The organism is Microbulbifer maximicatervae (SeqCode), assembly GCF_056231245.1.
In genome coordinates this window covers 453,356-477,781 of sequence record NZ_CP174334.1, presented here as the reverse complement: position 1 = coordinate 477,781, position 24,426 = coordinate 453,356, and the positions used below count along the sequence as shown (strand labels likewise).

Annotated in this window: 18 protein-coding genes; 4 read left to right on the top strand and 14 right to left on the bottom strand. The window is 47.9% G+C overall.

All coding sequences use genetic code 11. From position 1 onward, the window contains the following. The first annotated feature begins 25 nt into the window (after positions 1-25). Entirely contained in the window at positions 26-469 is a 444-nt protein-coding gene (locus ACJJIS_RS02090; protein ID WP_475709362.1) for a SpoIIAA family protein, read from the top strand. Positions 470-537: 68 nt separating this feature from the next. Here ACJJIS_RS02090 and ACJJIS_RS02085 read toward each other — a convergent pair whose 3' ends face one another. The 4 genes from ACJJIS_RS02085 to ACJJIS_RS02070 form a co-directional block, all read right to left on the bottom strand. Next, the gene (locus tag ACJJIS_RS02085) at positions 538-1,239 is read right to left on the bottom strand and encodes a putative adhesin (protein WP_444915480.1); all 702 of its coding nucleotides are present in this window, start codon (positions 1,237-1,239) and stop codon (positions 538-540) included. 362 nt (positions 1,240-1,601) lie between these two features. After that, entirely contained in the window at positions 1,602-2,264 is a 663-nt protein-coding gene (locus ACJJIS_RS02080; RefSeq protein ID WP_444934223.1) for a putative adhesin, read from the bottom strand. 397 nt (positions 2,265-2,661) lie between these two features. Further along, on the bottom strand, positions 2,662-3,384 hold the full coding sequence (fnr, locus tag ACJJIS_RS02075; protein ID WP_475709361.1) for a fumarate/nitrate reduction transcriptional regulator Fnr: 723 nt from the start codon (positions 3,382-3,384) through the stop codon (positions 2,662-2,664). A 169-nt stretch (positions 3,385-3,553) separates the two neighbouring features. After that, positions 3,554-4,420, bottom strand: a complete 867-nt coding sequence (locus ACJJIS_RS02070; RefSeq protein ID WP_475709360.1) for an SDR family oxidoreductase — start codon at positions 4,418-4,420, stop codon at positions 3,554-3,556. Positions 4,421-4,722: 302 nt separating this feature from the next. Between ACJJIS_RS02070 and ACJJIS_RS02065 the strand changes: the two genes are divergently transcribed. Then, entirely contained in the window at positions 4,723-5,745 is a 1,023-nt protein-coding gene (locus ACJJIS_RS02065; RefSeq protein WP_475709359.1) for an adenosine deaminase, read from the top strand. Between the two features lie 52 nt (positions 5,746-5,797). Here ACJJIS_RS02065 and fnr (ACJJIS_RS02060) read toward each other — a convergent pair whose 3' ends face one another. The 5 genes from fnr (ACJJIS_RS02060) to ACJJIS_RS02040 form a co-directional block, all read right to left on the bottom strand. Beyond that, positions 5,798-6,523, bottom strand: a complete 726-nt coding sequence (gene fnr / locus ACJJIS_RS02060; protein WP_444916193.1) for a fumarate/nitrate reduction transcriptional regulator Fnr — start codon at positions 6,521-6,523, stop codon at positions 5,798-5,800. 73 nt (positions 6,524-6,596) lie between these two features. Continuing rightward, the gene (gene hemN, locus ACJJIS_RS02055; protein ID WP_475709358.1) at positions 6,597-7,979 is read right to left on the bottom strand and encodes an oxygen-independent coproporphyrinogen III oxidase; all 1,383 of its coding nucleotides are present in this window, start codon (positions 7,977-7,979) and stop codon (positions 6,597-6,599) included. A 123-nt stretch (positions 7,980-8,102) separates the two neighbouring features. Continuing rightward, a complete protein-coding gene (locus ACJJIS_RS02050) occupies positions 8,103-8,801 on the bottom strand; it encodes an OmpW/AlkL family protein (RefSeq protein WP_444896042.1) in 699 nt (232 codons plus the stop codon). Positions 8,802-9,198: 397 nt separating this feature from the next. Beyond that, positions 9,199-10,104, bottom strand: a complete 906-nt coding sequence (gene mmsB, locus ACJJIS_RS02045; RefSeq protein WP_475709357.1) for a 3-hydroxyisobutyrate dehydrogenase — start codon at positions 10,102-10,104, stop codon at positions 9,199-9,201. A gap of 72 nt (positions 10,105-10,176) precedes the next feature. Continuing rightward, positions 10,177-11,283, bottom strand: a complete 1,107-nt coding sequence (locus tag ACJJIS_RS02040) for an enoyl-CoA hydratase/isomerase family protein (protein ID WP_475709356.1) — start codon at positions 11,281-11,283, stop codon at positions 10,177-10,179. 180 nt (positions 11,284-11,463) lie between these two features. Between ACJJIS_RS02040 and ettA the strand changes: the two genes are divergently transcribed. Then, positions 11,464-13,128 (top strand): energy-dependent translational throttle protein EttA, encoded by a 1,665-nt coding sequence (gene ettA / locus ACJJIS_RS02035; protein WP_413663399.1) that lies wholly within the window; start codon positions 11,464-11,466, stop codon positions 13,126-13,128. Between the two features lie 112 nt (positions 13,129-13,240). On the opposite strand, the gene ACJJIS_RS02030 is transcribed toward ettA, so the two are convergent. The 5 genes from ACJJIS_RS02030 to ACJJIS_RS02010 all read right to left on the bottom strand — a co-directional run bounded on the left by ACJJIS_RS02030 (position 13,241) and on the right by ACJJIS_RS02010 (position 23,237). Beyond that, positions 13,241-15,358, bottom strand: coding sequence for an ATP-binding cassette domain-containing protein (locus ACJJIS_RS02030; protein WP_475709355.1), 2,118 nt, complete (start codon positions 15,356-15,358; stop codon positions 13,241-13,243). Continuing rightward, on the bottom strand, positions 15,348-18,080 hold the full coding sequence (locus ACJJIS_RS02025) for an ATP-binding cassette domain-containing protein (RefSeq protein WP_475709354.1): 2,733 nt from the start codon (positions 18,078-18,080) through the stop codon (positions 15,348-15,350). The genes ACJJIS_RS02030 and ACJJIS_RS02025 overlap by 11 nt, the downstream gene beginning before the upstream one ends. A gap of 2 nt (positions 18,081-18,082) precedes the next feature. Continuing rightward, positions 18,083-19,147: an HlyD family secretion protein gene (locus ACJJIS_RS02020; RefSeq protein ID WP_282931176.1), complete on the bottom strand. Its 1,065-nt coding sequence runs from the start codon at positions 19,145-19,147 to the stop codon at positions 18,083-18,085. A 1,057-nt stretch (positions 19,148-20,204) separates the two neighbouring features. After that, on the bottom strand, positions 20,205-21,155 hold the full coding sequence (locus ACJJIS_RS02015; protein ID WP_444959510.1) for an IS5 family transposase: 951 nt from the start codon (positions 21,153-21,155) through the stop codon (positions 20,205-20,207). A 1,818-nt stretch (positions 21,156-22,973) separates the two neighbouring features. Next, positions 22,974-23,237: a transposase gene (locus tag ACJJIS_RS02010; protein WP_475709353.1), complete on the bottom strand. Its 264-nt coding sequence runs from the start codon at positions 23,235-23,237 to the stop codon at positions 22,974-22,976. A 728-nt stretch (positions 23,238-23,965) separates the two neighbouring features. Here ACJJIS_RS02010 and ACJJIS_RS02005 point away from each other — a divergent pair. Next, entirely contained in the window at positions 23,966-24,283 is a 318-nt protein-coding gene (locus tag ACJJIS_RS02005) for a hypothetical protein (RefSeq protein ID WP_475709352.1), read from the top strand. The last annotated feature ends 143 nt before the right edge of the window (positions 24,284-24,426 follow it).

Here is a 24,426-nt window from a genome sequence, read left to right as displayed (position 1 = left end):
CCAAAGCAGCAGGGAGGAAATGTTAATGCAGTTTAAACGCCACGGCATATCCATTGGCATGGAACGCATAAATGATGAATTTTTCCTTTACATAAAGGCAATTGGTGAATTAACCCATGAGGATTATGAGCATATAACACCACTATTAGAATATGCTCTGGAAGGGGTAAAAAAAACTCAGGTTCAATTACTGATTGATCTCCGGGATTTCGAGGGCTGGGGGATTCACGCGATCTGGGATGAGTTCAAGCTGGCCTTAAAGCACGGCAATGAATTCTCGCATGTCGCTGTACTTGGGGATGAGGAGTGGCAGCAAATAGCCACAAAAGTCGGGAGCTGGTTTGTTAGCGGTGAAGTCCGCTATTTCAAACAGCAACAAGAGGCCATGGATTGGCTACAGGAAACAAGGAAGACGGGTATTGGTCACAAGGAATCTGAAAAGGAATTAGCTTTCTCCACACACTCCTGATAAGTAGTGGATTAAGGGGGCGTTTACGCCCCCCTTTTTTTGCCCGTAAATTACTCAGTTACTTATTTCTAAGTATTCACCTTCCTCTTTTTACTGTCCCAGGAAGGCGTTCCCAATATAAGATTACCTACGCTCAACTCGTTACGGCAAAAAGAACAGTAAATATTCTCATAGTGTAAGTTGTTCCGATGCAGAATATTGAGCACATCAGCCAGGGTTGGACTCTTTTGATTGTGCCTATTTCGAATCGTCAAGAAGTTAGCTTCCATCTTTGTGGTGTACAAAGAAGCACCAACTTTTGCGTCATACAGAGACTTTTGAAAGGGATCATTTAAGTCATATTGCTGCAGTCTTGCCTGATTCCGAATAGCTTTCACATTGTGTTTATGGGCTTCATCCACAACATTCTGAATCTGAGCGTAACTCTCACCATCATTAATAAATCGGCGCGATAGGCGACCAAAAATCTGTCCGGCTGTACTGCCGTGGTACCCCTGGAATTTTTTTAACATATAGTTACGGCATATCTTACCCTTGCCAATATGCTCATGAACTTTTGCTTTCCCATCTACAACATCTTGTAGGCCAGGATCTTCCAACGTGTAACCGTGAGGTGCAAAGAAAAGCAGGTTATCGCCACCGTGACCTTTATTATAAAAAACCTGCTTGGTTGCGGCGCCGTGGGCAGAAATCACCAGGGACGGCGCATCCCCAACATTGGTACCTTCCGGTGCAAAAATTTTGACCAAATCCAATTCACGAACAGGCATATGACACCTATCTAACGTCGAGTACAGAAATAAGAGGGTCACCCCTCCAAACAAAACAACCGTACTAACAACCTACTATGACCAACCATCCATACTCAAGTTTTATTGCATGATTTTTGACATTAGTCACGAAGAGGAAAATTTTTTGGACTAAGTATTAGTCAAATAAGTGAGGTATGAAATAAATATGACAGAAATAAGGAGGAATTGAGGAAAGCAGTACAGGCCTGGAAAGCTCAAAGAAGTGAGCCGTAACAAATTGGTAGATGGTGACCCATAATAAAAATGCATTCACATTTCTAGCTTAACGGACACCATCTTCTCTCTACTTAAGAATTGAATACGAAGTTAAAAAACACCGATTAGGTGGTTGGTCGCTGCATTTTGCTGTCCCAGGATGGGGTTCCAATAAGGATATTGCTAAAACTCACTTCGCTTCGACAAAAAGAACAGTAGATATTTTCATAGTGCAGATTATTTCTATGCAGAATATTTAGAACATCCACTAAGGTGGGGTTATCCATTTTTACTCTATTGCGAATAGTCAATAAATCCGCCGACATTACCGGCTTAACCCCTTTCTTAATATAAGGTTGATGCATGGGATTATTGGGATCCAGATTTCGCACCATCTCATTGTGCTCATGGGCATTATCCACAGCCTTTTGCACATCAGCATAGCTCTCACCTTTTATAAAAGGCCGGGTAATACGCCCTAAGATCTGGCCAGTAGTTGACCCGTGATACCCCTGATATTTACTCAGGGTATAGTTATGGCAAACCTTTCCCTTACCAATCCATTCATGATATTTCGCGTTGCCACTCAAGACACTACCAATACCTGGATCATTTAGAGAGTAACCATGGGGAGAAAAGAAAAAGAGGTTATCCCCTCCGTGTCCTTTGGGATAAAAAATTTGCTTAGTTGTTGCACCGTGAGCGGAAATTACCAGGTTGGGAGCATCTCCCACCTGCGTTCCTTCCGCTGCAAAAATCTTAACTAGATCAAATTCTCTGACAGGCATACTTCCCTTCCTCTCACTTCTTATTTTGTTGAGGCTTACTGACTAGCGCTCTGTGACAAAGGCTACTATGGCTTATTGGATATTTGCTAGAGGTGTGAAATACAAAAAATACCAGGCAAGGGAGCTACAAATATCCAAGCTATACAGCTAAACCCTCTTAAACAAAGGAGAAAAGAAAACGTTCCCAAAATAGCGGCATTTAATTAGAACCATCGTACCCTTTTTGAGCGGCAGTATTCGCAGTTATTTTGGCTGAAATGGCCCAAGTGCTGCCAAAATAGGCAGGTAAGAGAAACTAACCTCAGGAAGAATTATGCGCCAATACCCGCAAACCAGTCTGACTAAAAAGAACTAGCTTCAAGAAAATCAATTGGAAAAATGAAAGCCTTTACTACTGTCAATCGTAGCCGCAATGGGTTCCAGCCAATTCACTCAACGCCAACAAGTCAAGGATTTCAACCATTCGACCACTAACATTCACCAGGCCATCTCGCTGAAAACGCGAAAATAAACGGCTCACCGTCTCCGCTGTTAACCCCAAGTAATTGGCGATGTCCATCCTCGGCATAGAAAGTACAAATTCACGGGGGGAGTAACCACGACATGCATAGCGACTGGAAATATTAATCAACAATGCCGCTAAGCGGGCATCAGCAGCACGCTTTCCCAGCAACATTAAGATTTCATTTTCCTGCCGCAACTCTTCGGAAAAAATGCTATAGATTTGCTGCTGCAGTGCTGGAACTTCCTGAGCTAAGGTTTCCAGTTGGTCAAATGGCAACAAGCACACACTGCTGTCTTCCAGCGCCTCCGCATAACTGGGGTGAACCCGACTACTATAAGCATCGAGCCCCAACAGCTCACCAGGAAGGGCGAAATGTGTTACCTGGATATTCCCATCTGCACCAATGACTACCGTTTTGACACTTCCAGAGCGAATCGCATAGAGATTTTGGAAAGGGTCACCTGCTCGATACAAGGTTTCACCCGCTTTAATTACCTTTTTCTTGCGGGTAACACGTTCAAGCCGATCAATATCCGCCTGCACCAGCCCTGCAGGCAAGCACAAACGCCTGACTGAACAGTTACTACAACTTACGGCCTGCGCTGACTTGGTCATAGCTAGGCAACCAAATTCTTTTACTGACAGTAATACTATTGCCGGCCATGAATCAGCTTTTTGACTCTTTCATAAACGGCTTGTCCTGGTAAATACACTCCATAATACTAAGCAACACACATGGTAGTTAGTAACTTGCCCTATGTGCTAAATTCGTAAAGTTAAAAGATTAAAATTCAGGTAAAAAGCTTTCGATTACCATTCGTTGCTGTTTTTTACCATCCTGATCCAAGCCGCTCTTAAAATTGCAAAGTTCATTGGCCCACTTGGATGTTCTGACCCGAATAGGTGGCTCCTCAGCCTGTACCACTTGTAAAACCACGTCGGCTACTTGGTCAGATGTCTGGTATATCTCAGCTGTCTGCTCTGGGCTTCGCGACCTCATACCACCAATATACTGATTGAAGACCCCCTGGTATTCATCTTCGGGATACCCCTGGCTCCGCTCCAACTGCGAAAGCACATTATTGGCAAACTCTGAGTGGATTCCACCGGGCTCGACAGCGGTAAAATTAATATTAAAGGCAGGGGTTATATAACTTGCCAGAGCCTCTGTATAACCCTCAACAGCAAACTTTGCCGCACAATACAGCTCATTGAACGGCTGCCCAACTAGCCCCCCCACTGACGAAATATTGATAACGTGTCCACTACGAGCTTCGCGCATATGGGGTAAAACTGCTTTAGTGCAGCGAACTACACCGAGGTAGTTCACATCCGTCACCCAACGTATCTCTTCTTCGCTGGCGTGTTCAGTGGTCTTTACAAAACCAGCGCCAGCATTGTTGATCAATAAATCGATACGCCCAGCATCCCGGATAATGGTATCGACGCAGTTCTGAATACTATCAGAATCTGTTACATCCAATTCCATCACTTCGAGAGCCGCCCCCTGAGGAGCGGCATTTATCAGCTGGTCGGCCTTGGAGAGATCTCTCATGGTGGCAAAGACCCTAAACCCCTGCTTGGCCATTTGCAGCGCCAGACTCTGCCCCAGCCCTGTAGAAGTCCCGGTAATCAAGGCAACCTTACTCATTGCTCTCTCCTCAGTATCTGTTAGTCAATCTCAAAATGTAAACTACTCAGTGCAGCATACACATGAATAGCAGAAAGTAAACCGATCAGTGTATTTTCTGGCAATATATCTGGCTGCAGCTAAACAATAGGGCTGGCGAGTCAGAATAAGCCGTAAAATAAGCTCCGCCAGCTTTATTCTCAGAGGGCGTAACCTGATACCATTAGCGCCCTTCTATAGCCCAGACAGTTTCTGTGAATCGGAATGTTGGATAGCCTCCGGCGCATTCACGTTCACAGGTAGTCCCGCAACAAGGTATTTCTATGTCCATTGCCGATTTGAACTTTTTGAAAGCACTGCCAAAAGCCGAGCTTCATCTCCATATCGAGGGTTCACTGGAACCGGAGCTAATGTTCGAGTTGAGCAAGCGCAACAATATTGAAATTCCCTTTTCCAGTATTGAGGAAATTAAAGCTGCTTATAAATTTCATAATTTACAGTCGTTCCTCGATATTTATTATCAAGGCGCTTCGGTCCTGATCCATGAGCAGGATTTTTATGATCTGACCATGGCTTATCTCAAGCGCTGTCGTGAAGACAATGTTGTCCACACAGAGATCTTCTTTGACCCCCAAACCCATACAGAGAGGGGCATTGATATCGGTGTGGTTATCAAGGGCATTAACAGCGCTCTTGATGATGCAAGAAATGAGTGGGGAATAAGTAGTCACCTTATTTTGTGCTTCTTACGCCACCTGAGTGAAGAGGAAGCAATTGCCACCTTGGAAGCGGCAAAACCATACCTCAACTTAATAAAAGGTGTAGGACTGGACTCTTCTGAGCTGGGTCATCCACCCAGCAAATTTGAAAACGTTTTTGCTATGGCCAAAGAGCTAGAGCTTGAGAGAGTTGCCCACGCTGGTGAAGAGGGGCCTGCCGATTATATCGTAGAGGCTCTCGATCTTCTGGACGTGAGCCGTATCGACCATGGGGTTCGCTGCGTTGAGGACGAAGCACTAATTGAGCGCCTGAAAGCGGAAAATATCCCCCTGACCGTTTGCCCGCTCTCCAATACCGCACTCTGTGTCTACGACAATATGGACCAACACCCGATTTTGTCACTCCTCGAGCGCGGCCTGTGTGTCACTGTTAATGCAGATGATCCCGCTTACTTTGGCGGTTACGTTAATAAAAATTATCTGGCCCTTAGCGAAAGTCTGGGCATGACTAAAGAGCAGGCGAAAAAACTGGCCCTGAATAGTTTTAAAGCGAGCTACATTTCAGAGGCAGATAAAGAAAAGTGGGCGGAGGCAATATCAGCAGTCGAAACGGTTGCTGAAGTTTAGTGGATTGGGTAGTGTCCTGACTGACTATAAAGCCAGGACACTATTTAAAAATTCAGTCTTCATCATAACCACAGTGAGTACCCGCTAGCTCACTGAGTTCAATTAAATTAATAATCTCAACTGATCGACCACTCACCTTAATTAATTTTTCTCGCTGAAAACGCGAGAAAAGCCGGCTGACAGTTTCCGCTGTCAAACCCAAATAATTGGCGATATCAGTGCGCGGCATCGATAAAACAAACGCACTGTGAGAGTATCCACGACGAGCGTAACGGCTGGAAATATTAATCAGAAGAGCCGCCAAACGAGTATCGGCAGAGCGCTTGCCCAACAACATTAAAATATCGTTTTCCTGGCGCAACTCTTCAGAAAAAATGCTGTAAATCTGCTGCTGCAGGGCTGTCACCTGCTGGGCCAAAATTTCCAGTTGAGTAAAAGGCAGCAGGCAAACACTGCTGTCTTCCAATGCTTCCGCATAACTCGGATGTACCCGAGTACTGTAGGCATCCAGACCGAGCAGTTCCCCAGGTAAAGCGAAGTGGGTGACCTGAGTGTCACCATCTGCAGCAATCACCACAGTTTTAAAACTGCCAGAGCGAATTGCATAGAGATTGGCAAATGGATCGCCAGCTCGGTAAAGGGTCTCCCCCGCTTTAATTATTTTCTTTCGACGCGTGATCTGCTCTAGCCGATCAATATCAGACTGACACAAACCAGCTGGCAAGCACAAACGCCTGACTGAACAGTTGCCGCAACTAACAGCTGTAGAGGAATCCATCATACTAAACCGGTCGGTAAACTAATTTGCCGCAATTGTAACGGCTGTCGAGCCGTTAGTCTCCTGCCGGTAGCTATAGAACACGTGAATATTTCGCATCTGTTTCTTGACTGTGCAAATACATATCAAATGCAGCGGCAACATTTCTCACGAACCAGCGGCCTTCCTCGGTAACAATAATATTTTCGTTATCCTGATAAATTAGACCATCGTCAAACATAGGCTGTAAGCGCGCTAATTCCTCAGAGAAATACTCCTCAAAGGAAGCACCTATACGCTGTTCAACAAGGTTTTTATCCAGGCGCAAACGACACATTAATTCACTAATAATCCACTGGCGCAAACGATCTTCATCATCCATTAACCAGCCGCGGCAGGCTGCAGATTTCCCTTCTCCAATCGCCTGAGTATATTCTTTTAGGCGATGTAAATTTTGCCAGTAGCCATCGCGACTGTAGCTGATCGCCGATGCCCCCAGACCGACCAAAGCATCTGCCGGCATTAGGGTGTAACCCTGGAAATTGCGCTGCAGCATACCGGCATGGGCTGCCTTAGCCAGTTCATCCCCAGGACGGGCAAAGTGATCCATCCCCAAAAATTCATACCCCGCCTTACCCAGGTGCTCTACAGCCGCCAGCTGCATCACCACTTTTTCTGCGGCAGAAGGGATTAAATCCGTATCAATTAGGCGCTGGGCCTTAAATCGGTGTGGCAGGTGTGCATAGTGATAGAGAGCGATGCGATCCGGTTGCAGCTCCAGCACTTTATCCAAAGTACTGTGCAGGCTGCTCAGCCCCTGCTTGGGTAGTCCGTAAATCAGGTCGTAGGAAATGGACTCAAACCCGCGCTCACGCGCCGCTACGGTCAACTCCGTAACTTGGTCGGCACTGCAGATACGATTGATTGAACGCTGAACTTCGATATCGAAATCCTGCACCCCCAGGCTCAAGCGGTTAAAACCCAGTTCTCGCAGGGTATCCAGGGTCTCTAACTCAAGGGTACGTGGATCGGCCTCAATACTGTATTCAACCCCGTCGCCAGGGCGCAAATCAAAAACTTCAGCCAGCCCTCCCATTAAGCGACGCATATCACTATCACTCAAGAATGTCGGTGTACCACCGCCCAAGTGCAATTGGGTAACGGGGACATCAGCCACCTTATCCCGGTACCACTGGGCTTCCTGTAGCAAGTGATCCAGATAACTGGAAGCCAGTCCATACTGGTGAGTAATTACTTTATTACAAGCGCAGAAGTAACAGAGAGAACGGCAAAAAGGAATATGAACATAAAGGGACAAACTGCGAATATCCTGCAGCGCTGCCCAGGGCTCAATTCCATTTAATGTGTGAAAACGATCGGCGGTAGGATATGAGGTGTAGCGCGGGCAGGGTCCGCTATAACGGGATAAGAGTTCTTCAGACAACCCTCCCACGGGGCTTTTAATCTCTTGCTTCATATTAATTCACACCTCGTTCGGTAGTTTGCTTGGAAATCCGACACAAACAAAAAAGCAGCCACCGGGTCTTCGACCAGAAAACCACAGTGACTGCTCTACCCCAGACCTATTTATTGCTACCTTTTAGAAGCGGTAGCCCAGACCAGCCATGTAAACCAGCGGATCAATATCCACATTGGCAGTCACTTCACCCAGGCCAGGTACTTTGACTTTGGCGTCGGTCTCGATGTCCATCCAGAACACAGACATATTGAACAGCCAGCGTTGATCGGCACCGAAGGTAAAATCGATACCGGCTTCTGCTGCCAGGCCAAATGAATTGTCCAGGGACAGTTCTGCATCACCGGTGGCGCCAAGGCCTTCGAAAGCGCTATCGGCGGTGCTGCTGATTTCTTCATCAAAGAAAGCGGTGTAGTTCACACCCAGGCCAACATACGGCTGAATGTTGGACTGTGGCTCCATCGGATACCATTGAACCAACAGAGTCGGCGGCAAGTGCTTGGTTTCCCCCAGGTTGAAACTGCCCAGGCCCTCGCCAACAACTTCGATATCGTGGCTGAACGGCGTTGCGGCAACCAGTTCCAAACCCCAATGATCGCGGAACATGTAGACGCCGGTCAGGCCCAGTGCGGAACCGTTATCCACATCAACACCAGTTTGGTCGATGCCGGTTCCATTCAAGGAAAGTACGCTGGAATTAGCATCGGGTGCTACAGTGGCCATGCCACCGCGCAGAATTAAACTGCCTTGTTCATAGGCCAGTGCGGGTGCAGAAAGTACGGCGGTCAAAGCGGCTGTCGCACAAGCAGTTATACGATTCATTAACTTCTCCATAAAGCGATTAGGCATTTTTCCCGACTCAGGAAGGGCCCCCCTCCAGGCACAATCACAAGTCGCGGACAGGTTACTCGCTGACTGCTTGAGACTGCTTGATCCAAATCAAGCTGCCGAATTACCTGGAAAAAAATCCATTGGAATGTGCAGCAGCAAGATAGTTGCGCTGTTTAAGGGAGACCCGTTTCCGGGAAGGGGCGGGGAAGATAGCGGCTCAGAAAGTCCGAGGGAACCGAGCACTCAATGGTATTTGATACGATCTTGCCAAATTGAGAACTACCGCAAATTTTTTCTTTAGATGACAGAGTTGAGGACAAGCAAACCAGGCCAAAACTGCACCACTGCCGACATTGCCAGACTGTGGTGCAAGGCCTTTAAACAGACGCTAAGTAAGGCTGCCCGCCGGGCGCCGGAACATATTCTGAATACTGGAGAAATCCAGTTGCTGGTTTTCCTCACTGGCGCCATGCAGCTGGAAAAGATTTTTCGCCAGGGCTCCCATCGGAGTAGAGGATGCACTGGTTGAGGCGGCATCCATAGCCAGTCCCAGGTCCTTGAGCATCAATGCCACACTGAAACCGCCGGCATAGCCCTTTGCCGAAGGCACGCTCTCCATAGTGCCCGGGTAGGGATTGTAGTTAGCCAGGGACCAATTATTACCCGAACTTTCCTGCATAATATCGCTCAGTACCTTGGCATCCAGCCCCTTATCCACTCCCAGCTGTAAAGCTTCTGCGGTACCGGTCATATGGATCGCGAGCAACAGATTGTTGCAGATCTTTGCCACCTGCCCGGCACCGGCAGCACCGGCGAGGAATATCTTGCTGCCCATCACCTGCAGCGGGGCCCGCGCTGCATCAAATGCCGCTTCATCCCCGCCGCACATAAAGCAAAGCGTCCCCGCCTGTGCCGCAGCTGTACCACCGGATACCGGAGCATCTATCGCTCTCAACCCACGCTCCCCGGCAGCCAGGCTGACCAGGCAGGCGTCCTCTGCAGAGATAGTCGAACAGTCGATAACCAGGGTATCGGCCGGGAGTTGTTGCAACAGCCCAGCCTCTCCCAGGTAGAGCCCTTTCACCGCGTCGCCACTGGGCAACATGGAAATTACGATATCCGCGCCCTCAACAGCCTGTTGGGCACTGTCACAGGGCAGGCAGCCATCTCGCTGTGCCTGTTCCAGAGCAACAGGGCTCAAATCAAATGCCGCTACGGTATAGCCGGCCTTCGCCAAGTTGGCAGCCATGGGGCCACCCATATTACCCAAACCAAAAAAGGCTATCTTTTCCATAAAAGCCACTCCCTATTTTGTTGTTGGTATCCCTGGCGATTAACAGCCCGGGACGCTCGGTAAATACGATATCTACAGGTCGGCCAGTGGGTGCTCACCAGCCCAGGGTCCCTCAAAGCAGCTTTCCACCTGCGCAGGTGTAATCTGTTCCAAGCTGTCAGGTTGCCACTGGGGTTCGCGGTCTTTATCAATCAACAGCGCGCGCACCCCTTCCTTAAAGTGGCCACTGGCACAGAGGTTTACCGCGAGTGCCAACTCCATGCGGTAGATATCCGCCAGGGACAGGTGTCGAGCCCGCTGTAATTGCTCCCACACAATCCAGGGTGTCAGCGGAGAGCCACCTGCCAAAGTGGCAGCTGCCCGCTGCAACCACTTATCCACACCCTGGTATGCACTGATGGCAGCACAAACCTCTGGCAAGGTGGCAAAATCGGTAAGCTGCTGGATTTGGTCATAATGCTCTCGCAGAGCAGACTCAGGCCGCTCCAGAAGGGGCAGCTCCTGGGATTTAAGGCAATTGCTAATTAACTGGTGATTGGCTTCCAGGTTTTCACCGAAACTGAGCTCCGCTAACGCAGACAAGACTGATTCCCGCTGATCCTGGCCTATCATACGGTCCGCCATACCGGTAAACAGGGCATCGGCACCATTAAACTGCGCACCGGTCAGCCCCAGGAAAAGCCCGAGGCGCCCGGGCATACGATTCAGGAACCAGCTGCCCCCCACATCGGGAAACAAACCAATCGTAATCTCCGGCATTGCCATGCGAGTGGTTTCGGTCACAATCCGGTGGCTGGCTCCCGCCATAATGCCGATACCGCCCCCCATCACGAAGCCACCGCCCCACACCACGACGGGCTTGGCGTAAGAGTGAATCTGGTAGTCCAGGCGATATTCGCGGGAGAAGAAGTCGGTGGTGAATCCGTAGTCCGGTGTCTCACCATAGGCGGCGGACTCCCGATACAGCGCCACCACATCGCCGCCAGCGCACAGCGCCTTGTCGCCACTGCCATCGATCCAGACTGCTGCGACTTCAGAGTCTTCAGCCCAGCGGTCCAACTGGGCCGACAACAAGTCGATCATGGGTGAATTTAAGGCATTCAGAGCCTTGGGGAGGTTTAACGTCGCGATCGCCAGGGCGCCGCGTCGGGAAAACAACACCGGGGAATCCTGATCCATTTTTATTCGTCTTATAGCTCTTGTACTAGATAGTGTCGCAGTTAAACACAGATCACATTTGACGTCAGCCACACGCGAGTACAGCGGGCTACCTAAGAGATGCCCGGTTGCACTTTTTACGCAAACTGATAAGTTGCGCGCAAAATCTGACCGATTCCAACACCCATTACGGAACCCCAAATGGCCGAATACGTATACACCATGAACCGGGTGGGCAAAGTAGTGCCCCCCAAGCGCGAGATCCTCAAGGACATCTCCCTCTCCTTCTTCCCCGGCGCCAAGATCGGCGTACTCGGTCTAAACGGCGCAGGTAAATCCACCCTGCTGCGCATCATGGCCGGGGTCGACCAGGACTTTAACGGCGAAGCCCGCGCAATGCCCGGCATCAAGGTCGGCTACCTGCCCCAGGAACCGCAACTCGATGCCAGCAAGACCGTGCGCGGCAACGTAGAGGACGGTGTACGCGAAGCCATCGACGCCCTTGCCGGCCTGGAACAGGTCTACGCCGATTACGCCGAGCCCGACGCAGACTTCGATGCCCTGGCCAAGAAACAGCAACAATTCGAAGACATTATCCAGGCCTGGGACGCCCACAACCTGGAGCACCGCCTGGAAGTTGCCGCAGACGCCCTGCGCCTGCCGCCCTGGGATGCGGACGTAAACAATCTGTCCGGCGGTGAAAAACGCCGTGTGGCCCTTTGCCGCCTGCTGCTGTCCCGCCCGGATATGCTGCTTCTCGACGAACCCACCAACCACCTGGATGCGGAATCCGTATTCTGGCTGGAGCGCTTCCTGCACGATTTCACCGGCACTGTGGTTGCCATCACCCACGATCGCTACTTCCTCGACAATGTTGCCGGCTGGATTCTGGAACTGGACCGCGGCCACGGCATCCCCTGGGAAGGCAACTACACCACTTGGCTGGAACAGAAAGAAAAACGCCTGGAGCAAGAGCAGCGCGGCGAACAGGCCCGCGCCAAAGCCATGCAAAAGGAACTCGAGTGGGCCCGCCAAAACCCCAAGGGCCGTCAGTCCAAAAACAAGGCCCGTTTGTCCCGCCTGGAAGAAATGCAGTCCCAGGACTTCCAGGCCCGCAATGAGACCAACGAAATCTACATTCCGCCCGGCGAGCGTCTCGGCGACAATGTGATTGAGTTTAAAGGTGTGAGCAAAGGCTTCGGCGAGCGCCTGCTGATCGACAACCTGTCTTTCCGCGTGCCCAAGGGCGCAATTGTAGGTATCGTCGGCGGCAACGGTGCCGGTAAGTCCACCCTGTTCCGTATGATCAGCGGCACCGAACAGCCGGACTCCGGCGAGATCAAGATGGGTGAAACCGTTAAGGTCGCCTACGTTGAACAGGGCCGTGAAAATCTGGATGACAGCAAGACCGTATGGGAAGCCATCTCAGACGGCCACGATATGCTCAAGATCAACAACTACGAAGTGGGCTCGCGCAACTATGTTGGCCGCTTTAACTTCAAGGGCAGTGACCAGCAGAAGCGCGTAGGCGAACTCTCCGGCGGTGAACGCGGACGCCTGCACCTGGCCTATACCCTCAAGCAGGGCGCCAACGTACTGCTGCTGGATGAACCCTCCAACGATCTGGATATCGAAACCCTGCGCGCCCTGGAAGAAGCCCTGCTCAACTTCCCAGGCTGTGCCCTGGTAATCTCGCACGATCGCTGGTTCCTGGATCGCGTTGCCACCCATATCCTCGCCTATGAGGGTGAGAGTGAAGCGGTATTCTTCGAGGGTAACTACACCGAGTACCACGAGGACTTTGTGCAGCGCAAAGGTGAGGATGCAACGCCGCATCGGATGCATTATAAGAAGCTTAAGACTTGATCCTGATAATAAAAAAGCCCGCATAGGCGGGCTTTTTTATTAGATTCGAAGTACATAATACCTCTCCTTCCATAGGTTACTTAAGTAAAATCCCAAAAATAAACTTTGCGCTCTAGGGGTGGGCAATCACCATCAGGGTTTTTGCATTTTTTTGCACACAGGCTACCGCCATCTGCAGGTTCTCCGGATCGAGTGCCGCAAAACTCTCGTCCAGCACCACTAACTCGGCATTTTGCAAAAGCGCACGGGCGATAAATAAACGGCTCATCTCACCATGGGACAACCTCCAGCCCATCTCGCCAACCGTTTGTAAAATCCCTGCCGGCATTTTTTCCAATAGCGGGGTCAACCCCAACTCATCACAAATTGCATAAGCCTTGCGCAGGCTCTCCTGGCGAGGTGGCCACTGGTCTCCCATTAATAAATTAAAAAGAAATGAATCTCCCAACACATGATTTTCATGAAACTGGGGAGCTGATGCGACCATCCTGCGCCAAGGTTCAGCACCGATACTTGCGCGGTCGTAGCCATTGAGCAGCAACAGGCCATCATCCGGTTTCTGGATGCCGGTGAGAACATTCGCCAATGTGGATTTCCCTGAACCAGAAGTGCCCTGCAGTAAAAGCCGGTCGCCGGGATAAATGCTGAGGTTACACCCCGCCAACACTGCTTGATCTTTTCCCTCGTAGGTGAAACGGATATCGCGTAAATAACACAGCGGCTGCAAGGAATCCTGCTGGCCGGCCGACGCGGCCATTGCCAAACCTGCACTGCCCCTTAAGTGGCGATCTTCAAGGGAAAACAGTTCACGTACTTTTTCCCAGGAAATTGCCGCACTTAAGGCGCTGGTAAAACCATTCATACACTTTAAAACTGCGCGATACCCCAACAACATGCCTCCAAAGGCAATCGCGAGCTGGGTACTACTGACACTGTTAGCGATAAATATTGGAGCCAACCCCACTACCCCAAGAAGTAACCAGAGGCGCGGCAAAAAAGCCTGCAAACGCGCCATGGTGCTATCCATGTGAGAGGAAATTTCCAGGTAGTTATTTAACTCACTGTCTTCGCCCCGGTGCCAGTCGCCAGGTGCCTGCTGCGCGAGGCGGGTGCGGTGGCCGATCATTTTCTCAATCAAACGGTGGGTCATTGAAAGGCGCTGTAACGTCCACTCTTTGCGGCCGTAGTACTGTGCCCGCCCCAGGAAAAACGCAACCGCTAAAAATAGGGGCAAAATTGCTGCGTAGATAAGGCCACCAGCTCCCATCAGTAAAATTGAGGCTGCAATTAACAGTTCTACAGCGCCAAGCAACAATAAAAAGGCACCCTGCAATGCACTGGCTTCTATATTCTCCGCATCATAAACCCTGCCCAATACCTGACCCGACCCCATATGGCGAATACGACTGGGAATAACGCGCAGCGCGCTGGCAAGCAATCGCTGCTTCAGGAGTGCACCGGTCTCAACGGAGAGCACGCCTCGCAGCCGGGCTGTGAGCAGGGATAGGGGAACCTGAGTCACCAATAACAATACCCAGGCAGATAGCCAGCCCGTATCAATATGGCTCTCGAGCACAGCCCTACCTATCACCCACCAGCTACACAGAAAAATGGCCATCTGGGCACTGTGACAGGCAAGCATGGCGGCAAAGCGCCAATACAACCCGCGCTGGCGAAGCTGTAGGCGGAAAGACCGGTGAGAGGATTGACGCAACAACCAGAAATCATCCAGGCGTACGCCGGCAAGATTTTCCCGCAGCAGGGCAGTCATGGCTTTCTTGCGGCGGCGCCCTTGAATGTGTGCACTATCCAGCAACTGTTCAATACGCTCGCGCTGGGGCCCTTCAAGCTCGCGAGCCAGCTGCTGAATAACCAGCTCTAGGCAAACTTTCTCCAGGTGCAGTGCCGGTGTGAGCAGCTGTAACTTATGCCCCCTGCCACCACACAGTGCGATAAAATATTCCCCCTCGGGAAAGCGAACCCGCAACAGCGCCGGGGCGGCTCCCAACAGCATGGTTTCCAGCTCTGGGTAGCTACAACTCACCTGCTCCACTTGCAAGTCCAAAGCTTCAGCACCTGCCTGCAACCTGGCATTCAACTCCAGGGTGCTTCCAAGGGATTTGTGCTCCGCTACTTCAGGCTCCAAGCCGCTGTATTTTGCCAACGCTTGTAAGGCGGCCTCCAGCTGCGACACTGGCCAGCAATAGGACATTAATTCTTTACTGCTCACTGGCAACCTCCGTAAACCGGGAGGCCGGTGTCGCCCCAGGAACTCCTTGTACTTCTGTCAATTGACCGCTGGCCATGCGCAAGTGACGCCAACTGCTACTCTGCCAACACTCTTGCCAGAGACTGCTTTCAGCTGCCAGTAGCTGCGCATAGCGCGTGTCGCCCTCGGCTTGAAGCTCACTGGGCTTACCATCTTCAATAATGCAACCCTCGTCCACGACCAAAACACGAGGAAAGTCTCGGGTTTCACTGATATCGTGGGTAATACAGATCAGGGTGACCCCCTGCCAAACCTCCCGCACCCGGTTCATCAGGCGCTGCCGCTGTTGGCGATCAAGCCCCCGGAACGGTTCATCCAGAATCACACAAGCAGTTTCCTCGCGGCCAAGTGCGCGTCCCAGACGTACGCGCTGCCCTTCACCACCACTGACCAGGGCACCACTTTCGCCTAGCGGGCTTTGCAGCCCCTCCGGTAACGCTGCTACCAGCTTGAGCAAATCCGCTTGCTGTAAAATGGGGTAAAGGGGAGCTCCGGGCTTATTGCCGTAACTCAAGTTTTCCAGAAGGCTGCTATTCCACAGCTGAATTGCGGGATCAACCCAGGCACAGTGAAGGCGAAAACGATGCAGTAATTCTCCCTTCAACTCTCCACCATTGAGCATCACACGGCCACTGGCGGGTTTGTGCCACCCCAGCAATAATCCAGCAAGGCTCGACTTGCCAGCGCCGGATGCTCCGACCACAGCAATTTGCTCACCGGGGCTGATTTCCAGATTTACCCTGTCGAGAATAGTGCGACCGCTGGCATTAACGGTGACATTCTCAAACTTGATAGCCACCGGTTTTGCCGGGGAAAATTCCACACTATCAGCGGAGCTTTTATCTGTGTCTGTTTCAGTGACTGCTTGCAGTGGTTCGAGGGCTCTCAGTAAAAAATTCCGTTGCCGTGGATAACTTCGCATCAGTCCCGCAATTTCTTCACCCAGCGGCGGCAGTGCCAATACCCAATAAATCAATAAAAGCAGATCGGGACTTGCCCCTCGTGCATTAACACAATAAATCACCAATACACTACTGAGGGTACAATTAATCAACAACTGTACCGCCTGGCTATTGAGCTGAAAACTCAGTGATGAGTATCCAGCCCTTATCCATTCAGTGAGCAGGTTTTCATGCTCACGCCGTACAGACTCACCGGCGCCGTGCGTACGGATTGGAATAACTCCCAGCAGCGCATCCATATAGAAGCGAGCCAGGGCTCCCGCATGAGTTTGTACTCTCATACTGTAATCAGTGAGTACTGGATGGAACATCAAGGGTACAGCAACTTGCAATACCGACATGACTAGCACCAAAGGAGCGGCAGCTGGAGCAAGCCAGATTATTCCGAGTGCAGTAGCGAACAGGGAGAAAATTTTAAAAATGAGACTCGTTCCGAGAACAGGCAAACCTCTCAAGGCGGCAATGCGGTGTGAGCGTTCGGCTGTATCAGAGGTGGGACGGCTCTGAAAGAAATGATCAGGTATTTTGGGCAGCGCCGCTAAAAAACGCATGCGAAATCGATTTTCTAAACGCCGCCCTACCACCATTTGGATTTTTGCTGCAGGAAACTGCAATAGCAGTAATGTGATCATGAAGACCAGCAGTAGTGCAATCGTGCCTGCTCGCTGTATCTCTGTCGCTAACTCACTGTGAATATCAATCAGGCCACGGAAAAGCAAGGCCTCGAACATCAGCCCCAATACCGCTCCGAGCATAGCAATAAATATAGAGAGTGGCGCAATCATTCCATCTTCACGCATCAACCCCCATAGTTGCTTGAGAGGTTGAACCTGTGGCTCTCGCAAAGCCCTCGATAGCGCTTCCGATTTCGGTTTAACTTCACTGACATCGCGAACCCCTTTAACACTCACGATGACCGCACCACTAAATGCCAGCTGCTCTGGCGACAGTTCAATTGTCTCTGCCGGCTCACTTCCACTGGGACGGGACGGCCTAGCGCACCAGTAACTCTCTGGCACTAGAGAAAATGCTTGACTGGTATCTGTAGAAAACTCAACAAACAGCCGCTGCAACATACCACTGACTTCAGCTCCTCGCTTTATCGCCCCGGACGTAACTAATGAGGTGAGCATTCGAACGGATGCATCGAGAAATGCCAGCGACAGCCAACTCTTATCTTTTAGCCCTTTGTCACAGAGCGTGGTGGCCACAGTATCGCCAACCTTTAAGTATGCAATACGCTCTTTAAGCGGGGCAATAAAGTCATCACCACCTGCCCAGCTTCTCCAGCCCTGAGGAGGCACCCGTAGGATGTGGACATGCAACTCATCCAAAAAACGACGTGCGCTAGGCCAACGCCTGCCACTGGCAGGGTCCATCACTTGCACGATACCGCGATGATTTCTCCAAGCCACAACAAAATGAGTGTTGCCATTAGGTAGGCGCACCACAACCAATCCTGGTAAGTAATCAGTGGAACTCAGTAAAAGGTGATCCACAGGAACTACCATCTGGGCGGCATCCAGCCCTAACTCTATCGCAATCTTTTCCAGAGTATTTATTGAGGTGCCATCTACATCAGTCTGGCAAGCATCGCGTAAATGGCCGTAATGTGTGTTTACACCAAAGCCTTCAAGCAAGCACTTCAGGGAAGCCGGGCCACAGTCCATATTAGAGGTCTGAACAACCTCTGGAACTAACCAGCGTGTTTTGCATTTCACTATCACGCTCCCTCTTCTACTATTTCTGCGGAAGCTTTACCTGAAAGTATTTCGCCCGTCCTTTGTAGCAGCAGCTGATAAGGTGTTTTCTTACCTGTGGCAATTTCTACTCTGGCCGGTAAATCGTGTAATAAAGGGAGGTGGGGCGGTGTCTCACCTTGCAAGGATAGCTGTACAAGAACTTTACCTTGCTGGACGGCACTCGCCACCCGCTCTACACGAGCCTCCAATTGCCCGTAACGAGCCCAGGAAAATCCATCCAATTTTACTTGGGCTTGCTGCCCAGGCTGAATATGTCCCAGTGCTAATGCGGGCGGAAAAAATGCCTGTATAGAAATAACGCCTTCTGCCTGAATCGTTGCAACTTGTTGCCCGGCAACCAGTACTTCACCTTCCCGAATTTTCGCCAGCGAAGCCAATACCCCGGTAATTGGGGCACGTAAGTTCTGTTCACGTACTGCAAGATGGCTTTGCTGGATACGGGTATCAACTTCCGCAAGCCTTCCATCGATATCCTGATGTCGCTGTTTTAATGCGCTCACCTCAAGTTGATATTCACTAATCAGTTGCGCTCGACGATCCTCCAAAGCACGAATATCCGCTTGTACTTTCAAGGTTGCCATCGCCATTTGTTGGTACGTTCGCTTTGCGGCGAGGTAATCCAATTCTGAACTTTGTTGTTTTTGTAACAGTCGCTCATAACGATCAGTAACATCCGCTTGAATTTTCTGATTACTCACTTGAAGCTGGTACTGTTGTTCCAGTAATTTTAATTGATCGCTAAGAGCCTTCTCGTCTTCACCAAATTTTTTATCGAGTAGCTCTTGTTCTCTTTGAACTGATTCAAACTGATCTCGCAAGCTTCCGGATATCTTGTTATCTCCCTGCAAGCTCAAATCAAGTACGGACGTATCAAGACGAATTAATATATCGCCTTGCTCTAAGGCATCTCCCAGCTCTGCTTCAATATGCACAACACGCCCAACTCTCTGGGTACTTACATGGACGGTATTGTGATCTTGCTCCAACCTCGCATCTTCACTCACGCTATATGTTGTGATTTCCATTGTAAAAAACCATATAACCCAAGCCGATAAAAGCAGGACACCGAGAGCAGTAGCTAAAATCAGACCACGAATAGAATCTGAAACAATGGAACGTGAAGTGTGAAAAAAAGGAGTTGACAATATAAGAAACCTATCAATAGTTATCGCATTGAACAGGAGTAAAATTTGACTCTATTCATTCGATCTTTTGTATTTTTCTACTGAAAATACAGGAAATACAAATTTAGATTTCTCAGGTTATGGAGTCAATTGGAATCTGTATATTCCTCGCTCTAGCATAGTGATTTATAACTATCCCCGCCTAAGCTAAAGTGACGGTCCATGCAATGCTATTTGCTCCACAGCCAAAGTAGTCAAGGCGAAGCTTTTCAACCAAAAATAATTGAGGATAAAATGCAATATAGACCTGGAGTGCACCTAAACACCCTCAATTCATATTCATCTAACATGGAAAGTAAGTACAAACTAACAGCGGGCATAGTGGCCTGTTCACTTATAGTTATGCTCCATCACTAAAACCTTGATACTGATCAAAGTAGCTGTCGAAAAACAAGAATTTCACATTTTTCAGCTAAGTAGCCATAGTACTATATAGGCAAGAACCCATTTTCTGATAAAGTAAATCTAAAAGCAAAGCACAAGAGTTAAAATCAAAAGCATAAATTCGGCTTACCATCAATATAGATTCGAGACTTGCTTAATACTTTGCAGTATTTCCGAAATTGCAAAGCCAATACACATGCTAGAGCCCAATCACAAAAGGTGGCTCAAAGATTTTTATTAGAGATCTCTGTAGAAAAGTGGCAAATCGGGCCAATATAAAATCTACGAGACGGCGCTATCAAGAATCTGAAATAAACACCATTCAGAATTTTTATTGAACAAAAAACTTATTGACCCCACCTAAGGATCCTCTGATCAACGAAGCATTTTTCCAGAATTAAGCTGAGCTGCTTGAAAAATTCACTTTATTACGCACAAACGCGTAATTTTCGCGTAATAGTCCCCTAATTTTTCATCTGAAACCCTCAATAGGTGGGTTTCAGGCGAACCACCCCTAGGCAGCCAAGTATTTTCTCCCTATTAATAAGTTGGTAAAGCCTGCCAGTAAGCACAGCCTCTCAGTATTTTTTACCAGTCCCCGATAGCGGACCTTGTCATAACCAAATACCCGTTTGATGTAGCGGAAGGGGTGCTCGACCTTCGCTCTTATCTGCGCCTTGATCTTTTCCGCTTTACGGAGTGCATCACGCCCTGGAAGAGTTTTTAGCTTGCTCGGCTTCATTGCTATATACCAATCCGCCTCCCGCTCTTTCAACTCTTCACGTTTCTCCGCACCAATGTACCCAGAGTCTCCCCAGATTCTTTTCTCCTCCCCGTGGAGAACTCGCTCTGTGGTTGTGACATCATGCGAATTCGCTGCTGTTGTATCTATGCTATGTATTACTCCGAGCACATCATCAACCCCGATATGCATTTTCATCCCAAAATGCCACTGATTGCCTTTCTTTGTTTGATGCATTTCCGGGTCACGTTCTTTCTTTTCATTCTTAGTTGAAGTTGGCGCAGAGATAATAGTGGCATCTACAATCGTGCCTTCACGCAGTACCATCCCATTCTCAGCAAGGTGTTTGTTGATTTCATCAAAAAGAGCTGCACCTAGCTGATTGAGCTCCAGTAAGTGGCGAAAGTTAAGAATCGTTGTTTCATCGGGAATTGGGCTACTCAAAGTCAATCCAGCAAAACTACGCATGGATTCAATTTCATACAGTGCATCTTCCATAGCGGGATCACTGAGATTGTAAAATAGCTGCATGCAATGAATACGAAGCATGACACTCAATGGATATGGCTGTCGGCCACGTTTACCTTGTGGGTAACAAGGAGTGATCTGAGCTTCTAGTCGCTGCCATGGGACGAGGGTTTCCATTTGAGAAAGAAACTTCTCTCGGCGAGTTATACGACGCTTTAGCTTATATTCTGCTTCGGCAAAGGTGACTTGGTGCATGATTCATCGTAGTCTTGATGGGTAGGTGAATATTACCAAATTGACTCAGAATTATTCAGAGGTTCCCTAAAAACACACAATTAAAATGAATTCAGGGTGTTATCTGATTGGATAAAGCTCTAACAAAGCCGCCACTTGTGAACCAAGCATTGTATCTGCACCGTCAAGATTCCACTAGCAACAGACCATCTTTTTCGGCCCTGCTTTTCGCAAGGATAGTTGTCGAGACAAATTCTCGCTAAATTATTGACAAAGTCAAAGCTGACAAAGATAGGCTTAAATTATGAGCTAAATAGCAATAATCATATTAGGATATAGGTTTTATAGTTAAAAAAATCATAGCTCACTTTCACCGTCAACTGAAGGCAAAAAGTAGAGGGGGAGCAAACTCATTTAGATTGATTCTAGTATTTAAAAATAAACAGCTAGAGCTATTCCTGTAGCAGAAATAAAGTGGCACCAATCGACATCATTTGACGATTGGCGCCTGCGAACCCATATTATCCCATCGAAAGTAGACCAAGTGATAAGAGTCATGTAAAAAAATTGCAAATTTACGAATGAACTCTTACAAAATAGGTGTGTCGAACGATCAGTGCGAGTTACAACCATTTACGTACATTGGAATAAACTCGACAGGTAAGTCAGGGCCGGCAATCCCCCCTCAGGAAAGCAAAGCCTGCAGTGCAAGCAGATATAACTACAAGGTTATTTGAAGTTTTCAATAAAGCAATACTGAAAATAGCCTCAAAACCTATCGAGATCAATCTGTAAAAAGCACTCCAAACAGCCTAACTTTGGGGGTCAAGGGAAAGATTACTTAATCTTCATCCCAAGGCAGTTCTACTTGTGCATCAGGCCCAGCTTTAATATCAGTTTCAGTGTACATAGCGCACCTTCCTTTCCGTTAGTTCATATAGTTTGCCGGATAGGAACCTCTACCCAGCAAGCTAAAGCTTAACTCGATTATGCCCCAATATGCCAATGTTGACTGGTAATTATGGGTGAATGATCACAACAAAAATTTTTGTCTACCGCTAGAAATACCCACTACATGCATTAAAGCTCTGAATTGAGCGAAAATTTTCTTAGCCCAACAGGCTCAACACTTCAGGACTATCTATCCTATCTACAACCTACTAATCCTCTTATAATGTAATATCCATCCTACATCAATCGACTTTTGTAAAATACTTATCAATATTTTTAACTGGATTGATGAAAGCCTCAACTAATTTAACGCCACCCATAATCTCCTAGTGAGAATTTCATTAAACCGGTCCTTAATACAATCAAATTAGTCTAAATTTTCACATTATTAATGAAGCTATCGTACCAATTCATGCAGGTAACCCGGACCTAAATACCCCCAAGAATATTCAGAGCTCCTACTAAACTGACTTAAATTCTATAGCTCTCCTTGAAAAGACTAAATATTAGGCTAAAAAATTAACGAATTTGGCAAAAAATAGTAAAAAATTTAAAAATTGGCCATTTTGCAACAATAAATATTGACACACCCTTGATCTAACCAAGCTCACTCTTAACACTGGAGTAATGAGATATTGCCAATCTCAATGCAGGAAATTCAATCCATTCAAATTATGGCTATTTATAAATTTCTGCGCCTCCAGCCTCAACTATATGCACTAACCACCCCCCTCAGTTGATACCAATGTTTTGTTACATAAAATCAGCAGCCACCCGCAGTGCGGGCGAAATGGTGAAAATCCCCAAAGGGGGCTAGTTACAATCCAGTCAGCTGCCTCTGCTCTTGACGGTGCTATTCAGTCTCTTGATTCTTGATGTACTCTCGAATTATCTGCTCATCAAGCCCCACTTTACTAACAATCCCCGAGCCGAAAAGTGTCTTCCTATAAAATTTCTCTCTACATGCTTGTACTTCCGAAATATCTGGTTAGAAACACTGAATTTCGGAGGAACCACTAACAACATATGGATGTAATACCTCATTGCGTATCCCTCGACCGACTCAATACCCTTTTGACGGAATAAGTCTCGAAATATCGTTCCTATCTCCCGCTTCAATCTTCCAAATAATGCTTCACGTGAGCTTGGCACCGCCAATCTCGCATATGGCCTCCTTTATATAACTTGCTGGTTCATGGAGGCCATATTTTTCATTCTTCGCGCCTGAACGGCAGAGCCCTCTCATGTCTCACCGTCAGAGACGGTGGTTTACCTATGTATTTATTAACCCATGAGCGATTTGTCAGCCCTAAAACTACCTCTAAAGTAACATTATTTAAATTTTATTGACTTATGTCTCGAGACTAAACTCCTATAAAAACAATCGTTCTGCTATAATAAAGGTGAATTTATGGGTAAATAAATTGGTTCCCCCCGGGAAAGAGCATTAGTACCTTCACATCGTATTTGACAATATTATTCCCACTATCAAGTCAATTTACCCGATAAAAATTCATGCATCCTGTTATCACCAAATAATCATTAAAACCCAAAAAATTACCCGCCAAGTTTATTTTGACCTAATTACCTATCCAACATAAAAATCCATCTACTCGAACAACTCCTATCTAACACATAAAACAGTTAATCAGTTTGACCCAAACCTTCAAACTCAAAAATTAGATACTATTAATTACAAAAAGTTATAACTAAGCAGGACAACCCTAAGAAAAAAACACAATCTTTTGCTATTATCTTTGGACGGTTCAGCATATGAAAACCTAAGGGATATTTAAAACCCACTCTCACACACTAGCCCCTTTAAAAGTAATCTAAAGACTATTGATATAGCTATTAACGTTTCCAATAGGAATTTCCCTATGGTAAGTTGCAAGATTTTTTTGAGTTCATTAAAGCTAGCTCCGGATGCAGCCTCTAAGCTATTCCAAGATCTAATCATTAAGGAGTTAGATACAGAAGAAGACCCTAATGTAGAAATCATTAACACCCTCCAAATAACACCAGGCGAGTGCCATATCGAAATAATCTGCTCGAAGAAACCCAGCCTAACACATCAAAAACTACAAACACTATCCATCCAACTTGATGAGCGGGCGCGAAGTTATTTTCAAATTGAAGACCCGATTCAAGTAAGAGTTCTAATATTTGCAGAAGACTTCATTACTGGAATAAACTAAATTGCAAATTAAATATAGAAAAAGGGTTATTATGCAATTGTTAATAGCCATCTTAAAATTAAGGAAAAACAGTAAAGTGGGCTAAAATACAAACCCCTGTAATAATCATATAAAGTGATTACTACAGGGAAAGTACTATAAAT

Excerpts from the sequence above, each read along its gene's own strand:
- ACJJIS_RS02090 (WP_475709362.1), top strand. The coding sequence starts at position 26 with ATGCAGTTTAAACGCCACGGCATATCCATTGGCATGGAACGCATAAAT.
- ACJJIS_RS02085 (WP_444915480.1), bottom strand. The coding sequence starts at position 1,239 with ATGCCTGTTCGTGAATTGGATTTGGTCAAAATTTTTGCACCGGAAGGT.
- ACJJIS_RS02080 (WP_444934223.1), bottom strand. The coding sequence starts at position 2,264 with ATGCCTGTCAGAGAATTTGATCTAGTTAAGATTTTTGCAGCGGAAGGA.
- fnr (WP_475709361.1), bottom strand. The coding sequence starts at position 3,384 with ATGACCAAGTCAGCGCAGGCCGTAAGTTGTAGTAACTGTTCAGTCAGG.
- ACJJIS_RS02070 (WP_475709360.1), bottom strand. The coding sequence starts at position 4,420 with ATGAGTAAGGTTGCCTTGATTACCGGGACTTCTACAGGGCTGGGGCAG.
- ACJJIS_RS02065 (WP_475709359.1), top strand. The coding sequence starts at position 4,723 with ATGTCCATTGCCGATTTGAACTTTTTGAAAGCACTGCCAAAAGCCGAG.
- fnr (WP_444916193.1), bottom strand. The coding sequence starts at position 6,523 with ATGGATTCCTCTACAGCTGTTAGTTGCGGCAACTGTTCAGTCAGGCGT.
- hemN (WP_475709358.1), bottom strand. The coding sequence starts at position 7,979 with ATGAAGCAAGAGATTAAAAGCCCCGTGGGAGGGTTGTCTGAAGAACTC.
- ACJJIS_RS02050 (WP_444896042.1), bottom strand. The coding sequence starts at position 8,801 with ATGAATCGTATAACTGCTTGTGCGACAGCCGCTTTGACCGCCGTACTT.
- mmsB (WP_475709357.1), bottom strand. The coding sequence starts at position 10,104 with ATGGAAAAGATAGCCTTTTTTGGTTTGGGTAATATGGGTGGCCCCATG.
- ACJJIS_RS02040 (WP_475709356.1), bottom strand. The coding sequence starts at position 11,283 with ATGGATCAGGATTCCCCGGTGTTGTTTTCCCGACGCGGCGCCCTGGCG.
- ettA (WP_413663399.1), top strand. The coding sequence starts at position 11,464 with ATGGCCGAATACGTATACACCATGAACCGGGTGGGCAAAGTAGTGCCC.
- ACJJIS_RS02020 (WP_282931176.1), bottom strand. The coding sequence starts at position 19,147 with ATGGAAATCACAACATATAGCGTGAGTGAAGATGCGAGGTTGGAGCAA.
- ACJJIS_RS02015 (WP_444959510.1), bottom strand. The coding sequence starts at position 21,155 with ATGCACCAAGTCACCTTTGCCGAAGCAGAATATAAGCTAAAGCGTCGT.
- ACJJIS_RS02005 (WP_475709352.1), top strand. The coding sequence starts at position 23,966 with ATGGTAAGTTGCAAGATTTTTTTGAGTTCATTAAAGCTAGCTCCGGAT.